The following is a 4366-nucleotide window of genomic DNA, read 5'->3' on the forward strand; positions in this document are numbered from 1 at the left end:
AAACATGACTGCGCCGATTCATGCCCGGACCCCGACTCCCACCACGGCGGCACCCACACGGGCAGCATCCCCACCGTGGGTAAACCCGACAGCAAGTAACAAGACGTTCCCCGCCCTGGTGGCATGTGACCTTCCTGGACACGTGCCACCAGGGCTTTCCATTTCCGGTGAAGGAGTAACTCCCCCATGTCCCATTCCCCCGAACCATGACCGTGCAGCTGGGAATCCCGATACTCCGCGCCACGGGCAACAAGCAGGCGCCGGCACCCCGTCCATCAGGACTCCCCCAGGCGCTCGTGGACCGTTTTGGCCGCCAAGCAACCGACATGCGGCTCTCGGTCACGGACAAATGCAACCTTCGCTGCACCTATTGCATGCCGGCTGACGGGCTGCAGTGGCTGCCGAAGCAAGCCGTGATGACGGCCGGCGAGATCCAGAGAATAGTGGGCATCGGCGTCGAGCGCCTTGGCGTCCGGGAACTTCGCCTCACAGGCGGAGAGCCTCTGGTCAGGCCGGACCTAGTGGAAATTATCGCCGGGCTGCGGAAACACCACCCCCGGCTTCCCATCTCCATGACGACGAACGGGGTAGGGCTTGCGCAGCAGGCGCAGGCGCTCAAGGACGCCGGCCTTACCCGGATCAATGTGTCCCTCGATTCGCTGCACGACGAGACTTTTACGCAGCTGACGCGGCGCCCCTTCCTCACCAAAGTGCTCGCCGGTGTCGAGGAAGCCCGCGCCGCCGGCCTGGGGCCGGTCAAGATTAACGCAGTGCTCATGCGCGGCATCAATGACCAGGAAGCCCCGGCACTGCTGGCATGGGCGCTCGACCGGAACGTCGAGCTCCGCTTCATTGAACAAATGCCGTTGGACGCCCAGCATGGCTGGACCAAGCGGGAGATGATCAGCGCCCTCGAAATCCGCACCCTGCTATCAACGGACTTTGTCCTGGAGCGGGACCGGCAGCTGCGGGACGGCGCCCCGGCGGAACGGTTTGAAGTACGACGCCGGAACGCATCCACCGCAGAAGCCACCGGCGCTGTCCTCGGTACAGTGGGCATCATCGCATCCGTCACTGAACCCTTTTGTGGGGACTGCCGGCGCACCCGCGTTACGGCTGAGGGAAAAATCATGAGCTGCCTGTTCTCCCGCGAGGAGTTTGACCTCTTGGGGCTGCTCCGGTCAGGCGCGCACGACGACGAACTCGTAGACCGCTGGCAGGATGCCATGTGGGCCAAACCCAAGGCCCACGGGATGGACCACGCAGGGCTCGGAACAGCTGGGTTTGTGCAGCCGGAGCGCAGCATGAGCGCCATCGGAGGCTAGCCGGCGTCGACGGCGTCCTGCCACCGTTCGCAGCCGGCAGGGGCGTCAGCGAAGCCCGGAACTGGCGGCCAGCGCGATGGCCTCCGTACGCGAGCTGACGCCCATTTTCCGGAAGATGTTCCCCACATGGAACTTGACGGTGTTCTCGCTGATGTTCAGGGCGCCCGCGATGGACCTGTTTCGCTGGCCCGCTGCCAGATGCTGCAGCACTTCCAGTTCACGGCCGCCAAGCTTCCAGGCGCTGACGTCGGCCGGCGTCGCCTGCGGGGCATCCAGCGGCAGGGCCACAGAGACATCGGCCCCCCAGCCCGGCATGATCTCCACCTGCATCTTTCCGTCTAAAGCCTGGACCCTCCGGTCCAGCCTGCCCATACTGGGCGCCTCGACCGAAAGGGAGCCGCCGCCGTCGTCGCGGACGTTGATCAGCAGATTCTCGCCGTCACAATCCCACTGGGCACGGACCCTGCGGACCTCCGGCTGGTCCATCATGACCAGCAGCAGGCCCCGCACGATGGCCCGGGCGGCGTGGGCGACTTCCCCGGGCAGCGCGCGTCCATTCAACGGAGGTTCGATGAACTGCACATCCACGCCACTGAAGCGCGTCAGCGGGAGGAGGTCCTCGCGGAGGCGCTCAAACGCCTTTGCCACCGGTTCTTCCACCAGGTCCGTGGTCCTGTCACTTTGGGTACGCAGGCGCACCAGGGCCTTGGCCACCAGATCCGTGGCTGTTGCCCGCGACGAAGCATCGTCCAGCGCCGTGGACCGTAGGGCAGCCGCGACTGTTTCGAGTGTGGTCGCGTGCTGGTCCACCAACTCGGAGGTCACCCGGAGCCTCTCGGCCGACGCCGCCCTGGACTCCAACAGATATGAGGGCGGCGCATCCGCAACTTTCTCCTGGATCCTGCGTGCGGCGAGGTGCCACAGGTATTTCACAATATTTCCGCCGGCATTATCAGCGCCAAGTGCGGCGACGGCATCCACGGGGTCCGTGACCACCAGCAGGGCCCTGCTGGGGAGGTACTTCATGGCGAGGACCGAGCGCTCCTGCGCGGCAATCACTGCCTCCCCCTGCCAAGGATCCTCGCCCTCAAGGGCAGCCCGGAGACTGTCCAGTTCATCGATCGAGACCCGCGAAATGATGGCGTCCCGGCCAGCCTTCTTCTGCGGCCTGCCAGTGCAGTCCTCAGTGAAGATGACCAGTGCGCTGCTGCCGAGATAGGGGGCCAGGGCATCACGCAGCACGTCGGCAATGGAGGTCAGCGGCGCATCCGTCACCGCCGCGATGGAGTTCAGCAGCGGCCACGGCAGGCCTGGGCCGCCGGGGTTGCCGGATGGTTGAACGGGCGTGTGCACGGGTGCAGGCGAGGTAATGGAGGCATCCTTTCGAAGCCAATCAAGGCTGGGGCTACCCGAAAGTATAGCCAAAACCACCGGTAGGGGGTGTTACACCCATACCTTTGCGGCGGCAGTATTGATCACGGAAGACATCCCAGCTGATGGGTGGACGACTCTACCAACGCGAAGGAAATACCTTGGGTCCAACCGCACTTGATTCCCCAACCCGGATCAACGCAGGAGCAATCCTCGCAAACATGTCCCTCGTTGCCGGTGAAGTCACAAGCACCGCAGGCCAGGTCGAAGGAGACCAGCTTGAAGCCTTGGCAGCGTCCATCCGCTCCGCGGAACGTGTTTTCGTCTCTGGCGCCGGCCGAAGCGGCCTCGTTCTCCGCATGGCGGCAATGCGGCTGATGCACCTCGGCCTGAACGTCCACGTAGCCGGGGACACCACGACTCCTGCCATCCGCGCCGGAGATCTGCTCCTCGTGGCTTCCGGTTCCGGCACCACAGCCGGTGTCGTCAAGGCTGCCGAAACAGCGGCGGCCGCCGGCGCACAGGTCGCTGCCGTGACCACCAACCCCGTCTCCCGCCTGGCCGAGCTCGCGGACACGATGGTCATCGTGCCTGCGGCACAAAAAACGGACCACGGCTCCGGCGTCACCCGCCAGTACTCCGGGAGCCTCTTCGAGCAGGTCCTCTTCGTCCTGACCGAATCCATCTTCCAGACCCTGTGGAACCACACCGATGCACCGGCTGAAGAGCTCTGGCTTCGGCACGCAAACCTGGAATAAGTACCAATACCCATAACAACAGAAAGAGAAAGATCATGAAGCTTCAGGTAGCAATGGACCTCCTGACCACCGAAGACGCACTCGAGCTGGCCGGCAAGGTCGCCGAGTACGTCGACATCATCGAACTCGGTACCCCGCTGATCAAGGCTGCCGGACTCACCGCTGTCACCGCCGTCAAGCAGGCCCACCCTGACAAGATCGTCTTCGCCGACATGAAGACCATGGACGCCGGAGAGCTCGAAGCCGACATCGCCTTCAAGGCCGGCGCCGACCTTGTCTCCGTGCTGGGAAGCGCCGACGATTCGACCATCGCCGGTGCCGTCAAGGCGGCCCGAGCACACAACAAGGGCATCGTCGTTGACCTCATTGGTGTGCCTGACAAGGTCACCCGCGCCACGGAAGCACGGGCGCTCGGCGCCAAGTTCGTAGAGTTCCACGCAGGGCTGGACGAGCAGGCGAAGCCCGGCTTCGACCTGAACGGACTGCTCAGTGCCGGCGCCGAAGCACGCGTCCCCTTCTCGGTTGCCGGCGGCGTCAACCTCTCCACCATCGAAGCCGTACAGCGGGCCGGGGCTGAGGTTGCCGTAGCCGGCGGCGCCATCTATGGTGCAGCCGACCCCGCACTGGCAGCCAAGGAACTCAAGGCCGCCATCGCCTGATTCCCGCCCAAGATGCGGCGGCCGGCACCGGCAGGTGTGCCGGCCGCCGCATCTGGTAGTGCACCCCTCAGCCCGATATTGTTCTCCGCCCATGAAAGCAGCCGATGCCAGACACCCTCGTCCGATCACCCCGAACAAGAAATGCGCTGCGGGATCCGCGGGACCGTCGTCTGAATCGGATCGCCGGACCGTCGTCGCTCGTGCTCTTCGGAGTCACGGGCGACCTCGCCCGCAAGAAGCTCATGCCCGCTGT

Annotated in this window: 4 protein-coding genes; 3 read left to right on the forward strand and 1 reads right to left on the reverse strand. The window is 64.8% G+C overall.

Annotated features, from left to right (window positions below; all coding sequences use genetic code 11):
- The first annotated feature begins 206 nt into the window (after window positions 1-206).
- On the forward strand, window positions 207-1325 hold the full coding sequence (moaA, locus tag CXQ90_RS21520) for a GTP 3',8-cyclase MoaA (RefSeq protein ID WP_104141367.1): 1119 nt from the start codon (window positions 207-209) through the stop codon (window positions 1323-1325).
- Between the two features lie 45 nt (window positions 1326-1370).
- Here moaA and CXQ90_RS21525 read toward each other — a convergent pair whose 3' ends face one another.
- On the reverse strand, window positions 1371-2678 hold the full coding sequence (locus CXQ90_RS21525) for a response regulator transcription factor family protein (protein WP_258064697.1): 1308 nt from the start codon (window positions 2676-2678) through the stop codon (window positions 1371-1373).
- A gap of 239 nt (window positions 2679-2917) precedes the next feature.
- On the opposite strand from CXQ90_RS21525, the gene hxlB reads away from it, so the two are divergent.
- Together hxlB and hxlA are read left to right on the forward strand one after the other, a co-directional pair.
- Window positions 2918-3454 carry a 6-phospho-3-hexuloisomerase gene (hxlB, locus tag CXQ90_RS21530; RefSeq protein WP_258064699.1) on the forward strand — a complete coding sequence of 179 codons (537 nt, stop codon included), beginning with the start codon at window positions 2918-2920 and terminating at the stop codon, window positions 3452-3454.
- Between the two features lie 35 nt (window positions 3455-3489).
- A complete protein-coding gene (gene hxlA, locus CXQ90_RS21535) occupies window positions 3490-4113 on the forward strand; it encodes a 3-hexulose-6-phosphate synthase (protein ID WP_104141369.1) in 624 nt (207 codons plus the stop codon).
- Window positions 4114-4366: the final 253 nt, after the last annotated feature.

Source organism: Arthrobacter sp. ZGTC131 (genome assembly GCF_002929275.1).
GTDB lineage: Bacteria > Actinomycetota > Actinomycetes > Actinomycetales > Micrococcaceae > Arthrobacter.

Excerpts from the sequence above, each read along its gene's own strand:
- moaA (WP_104141367.1), top strand. The coding sequence starts at position 207 with ATGACCGTGCAGCTGGGAATCCCGATACTCCGCGCCACGGGCAACAAG.
- hxlB (WP_258064699.1), top strand. The coding sequence starts at position 2,918 with ATGTCCCTCGTTGCCGGTGAAGTCACAAGCACCGCAGGCCAGGTCGAA.
- hxlA (WP_104141369.1), top strand. The coding sequence starts at position 3,490 with ATGAAGCTTCAGGTAGCAATGGACCTCCTGACCACCGAAGACGCACTC.